General features: G+C 38.1%; 11 protein-coding genes and 2 pseudogenes. 10 read left to right on the top strand and 3 right to left on the bottom strand.

What is annotated here, in order from left to right; all coding sequences use genetic code 11:
• Window positions 1–34 precede the first annotated feature (34 nt).
• From AC625_RS21655 to AC625_RS21640, 3 genes and pseudogenes are all read left to right on the top strand, one after another.
• Window positions 35–706: a response regulator transcription factor gene (locus AC625_RS21655; protein WP_049683160.1), complete on the top strand. Its 672-nt coding sequence runs from the start codon at window positions 35–37 to the stop codon at window positions 704–706.
• A 10-nt stretch (window positions 707–716) separates the two neighbouring features.
• A pseudogene (locus AC625_RS21645) lies at window positions 717–1,956 on the top strand (sensor histidine kinase).
• 261 nt (window positions 1,957–2,217) lie between these two features.
• The gene (locus AC625_RS21640; protein ID WP_049683864.1) at window positions 2,218–2,958 is read left to right on the top strand and encodes a GTP pyrophosphokinase; all 741 of its coding nucleotides are present in this window, start codon (window positions 2,218–2,220) and stop codon (window positions 2,956–2,958) included.
• A gap of 121 nt (window positions 2,959–3,079) precedes the next feature.
• Here AC625_RS21640 and AC625_RS21635 read toward each other — a convergent pair.
• Window positions 3,080–3,948 (bottom strand): annotated as a pseudogene (locus AC625_RS21635) (DNA-3-methyladenine glycosylase family protein).
• 184 nt (window positions 3,949–4,132) lie between these two features.
• Between AC625_RS21635 and AC625_RS21630 the strand changes: the two are divergent.
• From AC625_RS21630 to AC625_RS27035, 3 genes are all read left to right on the top strand, one after another.
• A complete protein-coding gene (locus AC625_RS21630; RefSeq protein WP_425415492.1) occupies window positions 4,133–4,732 on the top strand; it encodes a bifunctional transcriptional activator/DNA repair enzyme AdaA in 600 nt (199 codons plus the stop codon).
• Between the two features lies 1 nt (window position 4,733).
• On the top strand, window positions 4,734–5,267 hold the full coding sequence (locus tag AC625_RS21625; protein ID WP_049683156.1) for a methylated-DNA--[protein]-cysteine S-methyltransferase: 534 nt from the start codon (window positions 4,734–4,736) through the stop codon (window positions 5,265–5,267).
• Between the two features lie 145 nt (window positions 5,268–5,412).
• Window positions 5,413–5,553 (top strand): hypothetical protein, encoded by a 141-nt coding sequence (locus tag AC625_RS27035; protein WP_156187607.1) that lies wholly within the window; start codon window positions 5,413–5,415, stop codon window positions 5,551–5,553.
• A gap of 409 nt (window positions 5,554–5,962) precedes the next feature.
• On the opposite strand, the gene AC625_RS21620 is transcribed toward AC625_RS27035, so the two are convergent.
• The gene (locus tag AC625_RS21620; RefSeq protein WP_049683155.1) at window positions 5,963–6,631 is read right to left on the bottom strand and encodes an FHA domain-containing protein; all 669 of its coding nucleotides are present in this window, start codon (window positions 6,629–6,631) and stop codon (window positions 5,963–5,965) included.
• A 527-nt stretch (window positions 6,632–7,158) separates the two neighbouring features.
• Here AC625_RS21620 and AC625_RS27030 point away from each other — a divergent pair.
• Complete coding sequence (locus AC625_RS27030; protein WP_180320131.1) at window positions 7,159–7,308, top strand: hypothetical protein; 150 nt, start codon at window positions 7,159–7,161, stop codon at window positions 7,306–7,308.
• 403 nt (window positions 7,309–7,711) lie between these two features.
• On the top strand, window positions 7,712–9,526 hold the full coding sequence (pepF, locus tag AC625_RS21615; protein ID WP_049683154.1) for an oligoendopeptidase F: 1,815 nt from the start codon (window positions 7,712–7,714) through the stop codon (window positions 9,524–9,526).
• Window positions 9,527–9,750: 224 nt separating this feature from the next.
• On the opposite strand, the gene AC625_RS21610 is transcribed toward pepF, so the two are convergent.
• Entirely contained in the window at window positions 9,751–10,284 is a 534-nt protein-coding gene (locus tag AC625_RS21610; protein WP_049683153.1) for a YceI family protein, read from the bottom strand.
• Between the two features lie 206 nt (window positions 10,285–10,490).
• Here AC625_RS21610 and AC625_RS21605 point away from each other — a divergent pair, with 206 nt between their 5' ends.
• The gene (locus AC625_RS21605; protein ID WP_049683152.1) at window positions 10,491–12,080 is read left to right on the top strand and encodes a catalase; all 1,590 of its coding nucleotides are present in this window, start codon (window positions 10,491–10,493) and stop codon (window positions 12,078–12,080) included.
• 484 nt (window positions 12,081–12,564) lie between these two features.
• Window positions 12,565–12,783 carry a CsbA family protein gene (locus tag AC625_RS21600; protein ID WP_049683151.1) on the top strand — a complete coding sequence of 73 codons (219 nt, stop codon included), beginning with the start codon at window positions 12,565–12,567 and terminating at the stop codon, window positions 12,781–12,783.
• The last annotated feature ends 146 nt before the right edge of the window (window positions 12,784–12,929 follow it).

The following is a 12,929-nucleotide window of genomic DNA, read 5'->3' as shown; positions in this document are numbered from 1 at the left end:
TGTCTTGTTATTATATGGAGAAGGAGTGAAAACCATGCGTATATTGGTTGTAGAAGATAATCGTTCTTTACTGCAGTCCATTAAACAAATATTATCAGAAGAATTTGAAGTAGATTGTGCAGACAATGGAGAAGAAGGGCTCTTTATGGCCTTGCAAAATATTTGCGATTTGATCGTACTAGATGTCATGCTTCCAGAAATGGATGGTTTTGAAGTGATACAAAGAATACGGAGTGAACAAATTCAAACACCGGTTTTATTTTTGACGGCAAAAGACTCATTAGAAGATCGAGTGAGAGGATTGGACTTTGGAGGAGACGATTATTTAACTAAGCCGTTTCAAGCGCCAGAGCTGCAAGCACGGATACGGGCGCTGTTGAGAAGAGGTGGCAGTTTAACTACGAATCAAACGATTCAATATCGTGGAATAGAATTGTTTGGCAAAGAAAAGGATATTGTCGTAGACAATTATCCTATCAAGCTAACGCTAAAGCAGTATGAAATGTTGGAATTTATGATTCAAAATAAGGGTGTCATTTTAACAAAAGAGCAGCTCTATGATCGGGTATGGGGATTTGATTCTGATACAACGATAGGAATTGTAGAAGTGTTTGTTCATCATCTTCGTAAAAAGATGGAGCCGTTCGGTTATCAAAAAGATATTCAAACAGTACGCGGCATCGGATATATGCTGAAAAAACAGTAGGAGAAATCACATGTTTCAACGGACTCGTATTAGGCTCACGATTTTAAATTCATTAGTCTTTATTATTTTAATTGGTGTGATAGCAACGATTATTTACTTCTATGTTGAGTCTCGTTTAGATCAGGATGTAAATACGGATTTGATTACTGCGGTAGAGCGCATAAACCAACCAGGAAGGACCATTAGAGCGACCGGGTGGATTACCAAGGGGGCCTAGAGATCCTCGAATCGTCGTGTTAGTTTGGAACAAAAACAACGAAATGGTTACTTTGAATCGGGATTCCGCTGTTTTTGTGGATAATCAAACCGAATTTCTCCCTAAAGATTTAAATAAACTTCAAGATGTAGAAGCAGAAGGGTTTTACTTTAGGACAATAGCAGTAAAGGAGTATATAGAATCAAAAGAAATAACGGTACAGTTTGTCAGAAACATTACATCTGAAAAAGATATGCTCAGTACGTTACTTTTAATTTTGGTTATTGGCTGCAGTATCGGCAGTGTTTGTGCAGTGGGTATCGGATTTTTTTTGGCAGGAAGGGCGCTCGTTCCTATTACAGAAGCATGGCGTAAGCAGCAAGAATTCGTGTCAGATGCTTCTCACGAATTAAGGACACCTTTGGCGGTTATTCAATCTAAAACGGATTTATTATGGCGCTCTCCATTTTCGACTATACAAGAGAAGGCAGTGGATATATCTATCATATCCAAAGAATGTCGCCGTTTGTCCAAGCTCGTTTCCAATTTGCTTACATTAGCCCGATCTGATTCAGATCAACTAGAAATGGAAAAAGAGGAATTCTCGCTGAGCACCTTGCTGTATGAAATAATTGAACATTACTCTGAAATAGCTTTATATCAAGAGAAAACACTCCAATTGGACGCGGTATCTTCGATTTCCTTCCTGGGGGATAAAGAGCGTATACACCAATTGATAGTGATCCTATTGGATAATGCCCTTAAGTACACAAATGAGAATGGAGAAATTATGATTACTTGTTTTCAGTCAGCTTCTTCCATTGAGATAAAAGTACAGGATAATGGTATTGGTATAGGAGAAGAGCATATCTCGAAAATTTTTGATCGTTTTTATCAAGTATCCAAGTCGCGAGCAACGGAAGCAGGAGGTGGATTGGGGCTTTCTATTGCCCAATGGATTATTGACAAACACCACGGAAAAGTGAAAATATACAGCGAAATCGGAAAGGGGACTTCCTTTGAAATGGCGTTTCCAAAAAATCGCAAGGCATAAAGAAGCTAGAAACAGATGATCAGACCCTTTGGGACTAAACCACATTAGCGTAAGATTATGAATAAAACCAACTATTTCACACGTCTGATTAGCTGGTTTTTCTTATTTTAGTATCTTTTTACTGACCATTTAAAGATATTATTCTTGGACTCAGTATGTTGATTTTGGCTATAATGGATGTATGATAGAAGAAATGGAGGGAGTATGGTCCGTCCGTTATTCTAGCAATCCGTTTCAACATTAAAGGAGAAACAAATGGGAATGACATCTTATATGGATATTGATAAGCTGAAACAAATGAAAAATGAACTGACGAAATTTATGTTAGTGTATAAGTTCGCATTAGAAGAAATGATGACGAAAATTAATATATTGGAACAGGAGTTTCATCATACTCACGATTACAATCCAATTGAACACGTAAATTCACGAATCAAATCACCAGAAAGTATTTTTAATAAGATTAACAGGAAAAATTATCCATTTTCATTACCGGCGATACAGAATACGATTAAAGATATAGCGGGCATTCGGATCACCTGTTCTTTTGTTTCGGATATTTATAAAATTGCCGCAATGATTAGTGGTCAAGCAGATATCGAAGTGATTGACACAAAGGATTACATTAAGAATCCTAAGGGGAATGGCTACCGGAGCTTACATCTTATTATTAAAATTCCTGTGTTTATGTCTGATCGAGTAGAGAAAGTGTTTGTCGAAATTCAAATAAGAACGATTGCGATGGATTTTTGGGCCAGTTTAGAGCATAAGATCTATTACAAATATGATAAAGAAATACCGGACAGGCTCATTCGAGAATTAAAGGATGCGGCTAACTCTGCTACAGAATTAGATAAGAAAATGGAAAACCTTCATAATGAAATTAGCGGAATCAAGGCTTTAGAAAATTCTAAGGAAGAGCTTACTGAACTCCATATTAATAATGATACATTCCCGCTACCTGCTGATTTATTAAGGTTCTTGTCAGAGAAAATGATCTAGAAAAATAGCCAGCAAGACTAATTTAATGGAGAAATTCGTTAAATTAGTCTTGTTTTTTTGTGTGACTACCTTAAGACCACTCCCAGCAATAGGATTTTGGAACGGCTTCACTATCATCGACCTAATAGAGGACACGCCATAAATAAAAGGTAGCATAGGACTCTAAATTTTTCCACAGGATTGCTAATTCTAAGATTTCCTCTTTCGTAGGCTTTCGATCCATGCTCAATAATAATTTGATTGAATGAATTAGCCCCACATCATCGATAGGAAACGCAGTAGGAAGTCGGAGACAGCGCATGAGAACATAATTGGCCGTCTATGGACCAATTCCACATATCTTAATCAATCTTTTCGCTACTTCTTTAAAGGTAGCCATTTTCATTAATTTTTCCTTCGATAATTCTCCATTAGCCATTAATTGTGCAATTCGACTATAAGACGGAAACATCCAATATTTTTTTCCATTCCATTCGATGAACTCGCCAAACTTTTCAACAAATTGTTTTTTTTTGTGTAGGCAAATCCTAAATTAATTTGTTGTCCCAAGACTCCCCAGCAGAAGGCCTCAAATAAATCGGGAATACCAAGCACGCGTAGTCTATAGAAATCACAAACGAGCTGCTTTAGTAACGGATCTGCCTTTGCCATTTCATAAAACGGTTTTAAATCATAATCAAGGTCAAACCATTCCCAAATATAGCGTACAATTTCAGCTCGTGGCCATTTTTCCTCAGGTCTAGAATCGCCTAAAAAACGGATGATTAGCCCGTTTTCTTTATGCTCGCTTATTTCAATAACTAGCGTTTCAATCCCGATAGATAAGGCTTTGTATATACACTGACCTTTAACATGAAAAGTGCATTCATTCGGTGAATTTGCTAAGTAGTTTAGATTTTGCTTATAGTCAAATTCGTTAGGAACCTTTATATGGATTTCACTTCCATGATCTTCCCATGTACAAGCTGGAAGAGTAGGATGTGGAACCATTTCATTAGAATCCATCTTATTATCGATCATTGTAATCCTTCAATCCATATAAACCATACTCTTTAAGTTGTAACACAAAAAAGATGTGGTTTATTTCACTATCTTGCTTTTACATTCTGAAATCATTCGTACTGTTTTATTGAGGGGTATAATGTGAAGAGAGGTGAGGGAAATGACAAACAGAATCCATGATAGCTTACAGGATGATCATAGTGAATCTATGACAGATGAAAAATGGCAGGCCATTATTGATAATGATGCAACGTACAATGATCAATTTTTTTATGCTGTAAAGACGACTGGGATATTCTGTAGACCGTCATGCAAATCACGTGCACCCAAAAAAGAAAATGTCCGTATTTTTCAGAATACCGAGCAAGCCCTACAGGCAAACTTTCGTCCTTGCAAACGATGTAAACCGACTGGGGAGCGTTTGCCGGATAGCGAATGGGTCGCTCTAATCACAGAATACATTGACAAGAATTATATGGAAAAACTAACTCTTGGGACGTTGGCTGATACGAGCCATGGAAGCCCCTATCATATGCATCGTACTTTTAAAAAGGTGAAGGGTATCACGCCGATAGAATATATCCAACAAATTAGAATAAACAGGGCAGAAAAATATTTGCTCCATTCAGATCGAACGATTGCAGATATCGCTATGTCTGTAGGGATGCCAAACACGCCCTATTTTATAACATTATTTAAAAAGAAAACCGGACATACACCGAAAGAACATCGTAAATTAGCGAATACAGTACACAAATTGGAGGAGATGTAAAATGGCAACAAAAAATAAAACGACGATTTATTGGGCATTGCTGAAAAACAAGGGTTGGAATATTTATCTGGCTGCAACTTCGAAGGGGCTCTGTTTTGTAGGCTCGCAGAATATGCCATTTGAAGAATTATCCGTTTGGGCAGAGCGCCGTTTTCCAGGGAGTCCGCTTGTTGAAGATGGGGAAAAGCTGCAACCATATGCAGTTGAGCTAATCGAATATTTTAAAGGGAAACGAATGAGCTTTACCGTTCCATTTGATTACAATGGAACAGAGTTTCAGCTTGCTGTGTGGAACGCACTTTGTGAAATTCCGTACGGACAGACGAAGTCCTATTCTGACATCGCGAATTATATTCAAAGACCAGCCGCTGTTCGTGCGGTGGGAGCAGCTATTGGAGCAAATCCTGTGTTAATTACAGTTCCTTGCCATCGTGTGGTAGGTAAGAACGGATCCCTTACCGGCTATCGGGGCGGTTTGGACATGAAAACCCAGCTCTTAGATATGGAGCGCCAAGTCTTTGCCGACAATAAATGATTCTACGAAAATTCAAAAAATCAATTGCAACTTTAAAGAAAACTTATGTCAGAAAGGGTTTCTTTGTAAACGATCCTTAGTAACCAAGATCTAGAGTAAACCATGAAAGACCAAATGAGAAACGTGCGTAAAGATTAGAATTCAGATGTCAAATGTCGGTAACCATCATGTAATGGACAAAAAAGGAGAAGTGGACTTAACTCAAGTGAATTATCTCGCTGTCCTCATAACAACAGTCATCACAATGGTGCTCGGATTTTTTATGGGATTCACCAGTATGATTTAGAAATGTATATGATGAAACAAACAACTTTGATGTCGGGAATGATTGTTGGGCTACTAGTTGGGATTAGTATCTCCTGTTTGAGAGTAGAACACGGGGGCTATATTTCATTACGATCTATTATCTTATGACGTATCTCATTGCTGGTATCATCATTAACGCGATGCAATAACTTGTAGGAAGAGTTGAAAAAAAGCCTATTCACCTCAAGCCATTACATAGACGAATAAATAAATGAGCAGTGGGTAGTGGTATCAGACTTTTAAGTGAAATCCTCTATCCTCTATGTAAATGAGGGGGCGTATCAAAAGCAAAGGGTCAGACTCCATGACAACTAAATACAGTATGAAATTAGTGTGTGAAACACTACATAGTGATTTAGAGTACGAGTTCAGACCCTTATGAGACACCTTCACTCTATTTCTTCCAAGTAATAGCCTTTATTCGTAATGGATTTAATTGTGTAGTGATGGCCAACTTTTTTACGTACTCGATAAATCAATGAGGAAATTTCTTCATCCGTCACAGGAGAATCTGACGTGTTGTTACGTTCAGGCCAAACAGTTTGCATAATTTCTTCCTTTGTTGCAATGTCCCCAATACGATTGAATAAGAGCTTAAAACAGGCAAACTCTTTGTGGGCCATTTTAATCGACTCGTTTTTAGTTTGAATCGTTTGCATCGGATCATTGAGCACGGTTTTAACCGTTTTCGCTCGTTCTCCTACATAAAATTCAATTGTATCATCGTTATTTCTTTCTATCTGAAATTCAATCAATCCACTAATTAATGTGAGTGAATCTCCTTCTTTTACCCGATACGATTTAAATGGAGTTAGTTTCTGACCATTTAATTCAGTTCCGTGCTTGCTTTGCAAATCCTCGATAAAAATAAAACCATTTTGCAAATATATTTTACAATGTCTTCGAGAGACCAGTTTATTAAAAATAGGAAAATCAATTTTTTCTTGATGATTTGAGCGGCCTACTATCATTTCACTATTTTCTTGCAAATATTTATAATTTGCGATTGTTTCCATCCCAATCGATTTTAATAAAACTTTGTATGATTGTCTGATCATCAAATATCCCTCCTAATAAGAAACATACATGAGTATCTGCTCCCAGCCCAACGATGAAAAAGGTTCAGGTTCTCAAACCGTATTACCTTATGAAAGTGGCGATGCGGGGCCCCGCCCCTTTTCCATAGAGAAAACGCAAAGCGCGCCTGAGGCTAGACGCCAAAATTTGTTGAAAGACCAGATTAGATCTCATTTATAATAAACAGAAAATTCATTCAATTATTAGAATAATATGATGTTTGCTACATGGTGCCATACTGCGCTCCTATGTATACTTAAGTAAATTAAATCTTATTATAGTAGATTAAGACTTTCTGTGAAAGAAATAGTTAAGATAGACATTTGAAAGGGATCGATTCATATGGCGTTAAAATTCTTTAGTGAAGTAAGTGGTTTAATTCTAATATGTAGCACAATCTTCTACATTCTTGTACCGCAACCGATAACGACAATTATATTCGCTGTAACTTGTATTCTATTTTTAACTGCGACAGTTTTTTCTAAAAATTAATAAAGGTGATATCGAGATGATGGGAATGGAAGCGAAAAAAGGATTAAAGATTATCTTTATCATCGTTTGTTTTCTATTGACGCTTTTAGTAGTGAGATTAGCTTATATGCAGCTAATTATGGATGAAAAACGTTATGATACTTCTGGATTTTCAGAAATTGGCTGATATATGAGAAAAACCAGATTCTAAATAGATAGGTAAGAAGATATCTCAACCAGGTTTTGGATTTTGCTCCGTGACTATAAAATTGAAGCGTGCATCCGCCTATTGAATTATACTTTTAAAAAAAGTAATCGAACCTCCATGATACAAATTGATACTCGCAGTAATTAAGCTTGTTAAACGCACGAACATTTCGAACTACTAGCCCCTATTATGTTTACCCAACATGCTTTTTCACAAAAGATATTCACTTAGATGATAAAGTGAAACTTCCAAACATGTTCTACATTCAAGTAAATCTAATAAAATGTATATACTAGCTCAAAGAGATTCTTTATTTACAAAAATCACTAATCATATAAGACGAAAATAATTATGTTTACATACTAGTAGGGGGAGAATATGCATGGAAAATAGAGTTGAAAAACGAAGTAGACGTTCTGAAATACCTGTGGAGAAAACGTGGAATTTGGATGCTTTATTTGTGTCTGATCAGGCTTGGGAATCAGGTTTAACTACAATTGAGAGTGATATTGAGCAAGTTGTGAAGTACAAGCATACTCTACACAACGGATCACAAGTTTTATTGGATTGTTTGCTTACCCAGGAACAGCTAACTCTGAAGTTAGTAAAAGCAGGAACATATGCATCCTTATGTCAATCAACAGATGGAACAGATCCTGTTAATCAAGCGAATTCTGCTGCGTTTGCGTCTTTAGCTACAAAAGTGCATGCGGCTCTTTCATTTATTGAATCTGAAATTCTAGCATTACCTGAAGGTATAGTGGAACAATACATACAAGAAAATTTAGAGCTGGAACCGTTCCGCAAAAAATTGACGGATCTGCTTGAAACGAAGAAACATAGGCTTTCTCCAGAAACAGAAAAAGTGTTGGCGGCACTAGGTGAAGTTCATGCGGCTCCCTATAAAATTTATGGTATGAGTAAGTTAGCGGATATGCAGTTTGTAGCGATTGAAGATGAAACAGGAAATGAATGGCCTGTTTCATTTGCGTTGTTCGAAGATCGTTATGAACTTTCACCAAATACTGAGGTCCGTAGAAAAGCGTATGATTCTTTTGTCAACACGTTAGAGCAGTATAAACATACCTTTGCTGCTACGTATTCTACAGAAGTTACGAAGCAAGTGACGCTCGCTCGTTTGCGTAATTATGAATCCGTGACACATATGTTGCTAGAACCACAAGAAGTTACGCTTGATATGTATAAGCATCAACATGACACGATTTTAAAAGAACTTGCTCCACATATGCGCAGATTTGCCCGGTTGAAGAAAAAAGTATTAGGGCTAGATAAGCTACTATTTTGTGATTTAAAAGCGCCGCTTGATCCAGAGTTCAATCCAAAAACAACATATGAAGAAGCGAGTGAAGTGATTCTTGAATCACTTCAAGTGATGGGGCCAGAATATAGTGAAATTATGAAAAAGGGCTTAAAGGAAAGATGGGTCGATCTTGCTGATAATGTTGGGAAGTCAACGGGTGCGTTTTGTTCGAGTCCATACGGCGCTCATCCATATATTCTACTCACATGGCAAGATACGATGCGCGGTGCATTTATTCTTGCTCATGAATTGGGTCATGCTGGCCATTTTTATCTGGCAAATAAAAACCAAAGGGTGTTCAATACGAGACCATCTACATACTTCATTGAAGCTCCATCTACTATGAATGAATTACTGCTCGGCCAGCATTTGCTTGCTCGTACAGATGATAAGCAAATGAGACGTTGGGTTGTTCTTCAACTGCTGGGAACCTATTATCATAATTTCGTTACTCATTTACTTGAAGCAGAATTTCAACGCCGTGTGTACGGGCTTGCAGAAAACGGAAAAGCGTTGACGGCTAACGTGCTTTCTGAAACCAAAAAGTCAGTGCTCACAGACTTCTGGGGAGATTCTGTTGAGTTGGATGAAGGTGCGAGTTTAACGTGGATGAGGCAGCCGCATTATTATATGGGCTTATATCCATACACATACTCCGCAGGATTAACGGCCTCAACAGCCGTTGCCCAAAAGATTCAAGTAGAAGGAGAGCCTGTTGTTGATCGATGGCTCGATGTTTTGCGTGCAGGTGGAACAAAGAAACCGCAAGAGCTGTTAAATCATGCAGGTGTTGATATGACAAAGCCTGATGCAATTAGTAAAGCCGTTTCATACGTAGGGTCACTGATTGATGAGTTAGAACGTTTATATGAATAAGTCATTGTAAAACAGCTTGTAGATGATCTGCAGGCTGTTTTCTTATTAAGAAGAATATTGATAGAAGGAGAGCGGGATAGGAATAAATAATAAAAAAAGGGTCTGACCACACACTTCATACATAGTTCATAGTGGTATTTACGTATAATTTGAACTGTATATTGTGGTTGTGGGATCTGACCTTTTCGTTAAGGGATCACTTGTTAATCTTTAGTTTAGAATAATTAAGCTTGTTTAACAGCTTGAATCTCGAAGTTTAGTGCGATTTGGTCACCAACAAGTACGCCACCTGTTTCAAGAGCCGTATTCCAAGTTAAGCCGTAATCACTGCGTTTCACTTTACCAGAACCGCTAAATCCAGCTTTATCATTGCCCCATGGATCTTTTGCTTCACCTTCGAATGTAATTTGGAATGTTTCTTCGCGAGTAACGCCGTGTAGTGTTACATCTCCGGTCAGTGCATATTCATCATCACTAGTTTTGGTGATGCTTTTAGATTTAACTGTTAATGTTGGGTATGTTTCAACATCAAAAAAATCAGCTGAACGAAGGTGATTATCACGGTCTTCGCTTCGGGTATCAATGCTTGCAACATCGATTGTGAATGTGATATCTGCAGTTGTTAAATCGGCTGGATCGGCTTCGATTGATGCATCGAATTGATTAAAAGAACCTTTCACTTTAGAAATCATCATATGTTTAACAGAGAATGCCACTTCACTATGGCTTACGTCAATTGCCCACTTCGTTTTTGTCATGATAAAATTCCTCCCCAATATAGTATAGTGAAATTATATATTTTTAATTCGAGATAACTTAATGTAAGACAAATTATAAATTCAATGTATTGAATTGTCAACGGTATTTACAAAAAACTAACAAACCCTTTAAATCATATAATTTGGAATTAATTTCCGGTTAATGGGGAAGGTAGATAGTAGTTCAGTTTAGAGGAGTGAAGAGTGTGTCAAACAATCAATCAAATGATCCCAATCAAGAAGAAGATGTTTTAACGAACCGGCAAGGACATCCTGTAACGAATAATCAAAATATGAGAACTGTTGGCAATCGTGGACCGGCAACATTAGAAAATTATGATTTCATTGAGAAAATAAGTCACTTCGACAGGGAACGAATACCGGAACGGGTCGTACATGGTCGCGGTGCTGGTGCACATGGGTATTTTGAAGCATACGGAAAAGCGGGGGATGAGCCTGTTTCGAAGTATACACGGGCTAAGCTCTTTCAAGAGGCAGGAAAACAGACACCTGTGTTTGTTCGCTTTTCTACCGTCATTCATGGAACCCACTCGCCAGAGACATTGCGTGACCCACGCGGCTTTGCTGTGAAGTTCTATACGGAAGATGGAAACTGGGATTTGGTTGGAAATAATTTAAAAATTTTCTTTATTCGTGATGCGATTAAATTTCCCGATATGATTCATGCTTTTAAGCCAGACCCCATTACCAATTTGCAGGATAACGAACGATTTTTTGATTTTTGCTGCAATTCACCAGAATCCTTTCACATGGTCACTTTCGTCTTCTCACCTTGGGGCATTCCAGCGAATTACCGCATGATGCAAGGGTCAGGTGTTAATACATATAAATGGGTGAACAATGAAGGTGAAGCCGTTCTTGTGAAATATCATTGGGAGCCTAAACAAGGAATAAAAAATTTAGCACAAAAGGAAGCAGAAGAAATTCAAGCGACCAATTTCAACCATGCTACACAGGATCTATATGATGCAATTGAACGCGGTGAATATCCTGAATGGGAGCTACTTGTCCAAGTGATGAGTGATGGTGATCATCCTGAACTGGACTTCGATCCCTTAGATGACACGAAATTATGGCCTGAAGATCAGTTTCCATGGCTTGCAGTCGGGAAAATGGTTCTGAATAAAAATCCAGCAGATTATTTTACTGAAGTAGAGCAGGTAGCATTTGGAACAGGAGTTTTGGTTGATGGTCTTGATTTTTCGGACGATAAGATGCTTCAAGGTAGGACATTTTCCTATTCTGATACGCAGCGTCATCGTATCGGCGCAAACTATTTACAGCTGCCAATTAATGCACCTAAGAAAAAGGTAGCAACAAATCAACGCGGTGGTCAAATGCAATATCGAGTTGATCTCGGGGGAAATCAGAACCCACATATCAATTACGAGCCCTCACTCCTTGGCGGCCTGCAAGAAGCAAAGCAAGAAGGGAAAGAATTTACCCCTTATATTGAGGGAAAGCTTGTGAGGGAATCCATTGATCGCCAAAGCAATACGAAGCAAGCAGGTGAAACGTACCGAATGTTTGAAGACTGGGAGAAGGATGAGTTGATTTCTAACCTTGTTTCAGGGCTTGCACCAGTAGATAGTCGAATACAGGCCAAGATGATTGCTCTTGCAGAAGAAGCGGATGAGGAATACGGCCGCCGTCTACGAGAAGGCTTGGCAAATGCTTCAAGGGATGGATCCAGTCAAAAGCCTCTTGGAAACAAAGATGGAGATAAGGCGCCTGAAAAAGCAATTAAAAAAGGACATGACGCGGAACCCTATTAAAAAATGAAGGTTTAAAACAAGATGCCCCAAGAGAGTCTGAGCCCTAACACTCTATTTACAGTTTATAGTGCGTGTTCAAAAAGGAGGAAAAGAGCCGCGAATTCTGAGGAACGGAGCGTATGCAGTAAAACGTGAGGACCGGACTTGCACAGGATGTGCTGACTTCTGTGTTGCGCACAGGACGTGCGCGATTTTAACAGAAGGTCATTCATGAGCGACGAAGCAATTCGCAAGCTTTTTTACCGGAATTTTTGAACATCCTCTTATAGTGTGACACACACTTAGTTTGAACTGGATAGAGTGGTTATAGGGATTTGGCTCTTTTGTTTTTGGACTGAAGAACTCATGTTCCTTACGAATCGTAACTTGATATCATAAATCGTAAACAATTGGATTTTATCTGATAAATGAATTAAACTGAAACTACTTAAATAGTAAATGGGTTTTGCTGTAAAATTACAGTAGACTGTAAGGAGATGGAAGAATGGTTAAGTTTCTATGTGCTCTAATCGCTCCTGGCTTACTTGTTATATTATTTTCAAGAGTGACGTTTAATCGTTTTGTCGGTCTTGCATTGACGGTCGCATTGATAGCAGCATCGGCATATAAAGGATATACGCATACATGGTTGTTGATTATCGCTGACGCGTTTTCTTTAACAGTTGGGTTTTGGTATTCGTCGAAAATGTTAAAACGAATCTAGCATTTTATTTATATTTCTATATTAAACAAACACATAAACACATGGTGAAAATCACGCCATGTGATTTTTGCTATGGCTTACCGAGTTATATTTGACTGCTTGATTCTAGTGCAAACGGCTAACTCCTCTATTTGGTTCAACTAACC

Source organism: Peribacillus loiseleuriae (genome assembly GCF_001183985.1).
Taxonomy (GTDB): domain Bacteria; phylum Bacillota; class Bacilli; order Bacillales; family DSM-1321; genus Peribacillus; species Peribacillus loiseleuriae.
The sequence above is the reverse complement of the archived record's forward strand: the minus strand, read 5'-3'. Positions and strand labels throughout refer to the sequence as shown.

Coding starts and splice junctions, on each gene's coding strand:
- AC625_RS21625 (WP_049683156.1), top strand. CDS start 4,734: ATGGCAACAAAAAATAAAACGACGATTTATTGGGCATTGCTGAAAAAC.
- pepF (WP_049683154.1), top strand. CDS start 7,712: ATGGAAAATAGAGTTGAAAAACGAAGTAGACGTTCTGAAATACCTGTG.
- AC625_RS21620 (WP_049683155.1), bottom strand. CDS start 6,631: ATGATCAGACAATCATACAAAGTTTTATTAAAATCGATTGGGATGGAA.
- AC625_RS21600 (WP_049683151.1), top strand. CDS start 12,565: ATGGTTAAGTTTCTATGTGCTCTAATCGCTCCTGGCTTACTTGTTATA.
- AC625_RS21655 (WP_049683160.1), top strand. CDS start 35: ATGCGTATATTGGTTGTAGAAGATAATCGTTCTTTACTGCAGTCCATT.
- AC625_RS27035 (WP_156187607.1), top strand. CDS start 5,413: ATGTCAAATGTCGGTAACCATCATGTAATGGACAAAAAAGGAGAAGTG.
- AC625_RS27030 (WP_180320131.1), top strand. CDS start 7,159: ATGATGGGAATGGAAGCGAAAAAAGGATTAAAGATTATCTTTATCATC.
- AC625_RS21640 (WP_049683864.1), top strand. CDS start 2,218: ATGACATCTTATATGGATATTGATAAGCTGAAACAAATGAAAAATGAA.
- AC625_RS21610 (WP_049683153.1), bottom strand. CDS start 10,284: ATGACAAAAACGAAGTGGGCAATTGACGTAAGCCATAGTGAAGTGGCA.